The 435-nt window shown below is 72.9% G+C and carries 1 pseudogene; it reads left to right on the top strand.

Annotation, left to right across the window (positions count from 1 at the left end):
* Positions 1-226: 226 nt before the first annotated feature.
* Positions 227-435, top strand: a pseudogene (locus tag IIE03_RS02300) (carbohydrate ABC transporter permease); the annotation flags it as partial.

The raw sequence follows: 435 nt of genomic DNA, 5'->3' as shown, positions 1-435 counted from the left end.
GCCAGCGGATCGCGTCGTCGGGCACGAAGACGCCGCGCGTGAAGCGCTCGGTGACACGCAGGCTGCGCGCCGAGGCGCGCCTGGCCGGGCGACAGGCCACCATCGCTGCTGCGGCCACCGCCGTTGCCGCGGACACTGCACCAGATGGCGACGGCGGTAGGGGCGGGCCGGCTGGTTCTCCCACAGCGTCGGCCTCGCCCACCACGACGACTGACCGGAGGAACTCATGAGCTCGGTCGCAGTCACGGCGCAGAGCGCCGGCCAGCAGGCCGCGAAGGCGGCTGCCCGCAAGCGGGCACGCAGACAGCGGCACGGTGTGGGGTCCGCGGTGCGCCGGCCCGGCTGGGTGACTTATACGATCCTGGCGGTCGTGCTGGTGGTCTCGGCGTTCCCGCTGTACTACACGCTGCTGCTGGGCTCGTCCGACCAGGTGTC

Origin of the sequence: Myceligenerans pegani (assembly GCF_014892515.1) — a bacterium.
Taxonomy (GTDB): domain Bacteria; phylum Actinomycetota; class Actinomycetes; order Actinomycetales; family Cellulomonadaceae; genus Myceligenerans; species Myceligenerans pegani.
This window is presented reverse-complemented; position numbering and strand designations above follow the sequence as displayed.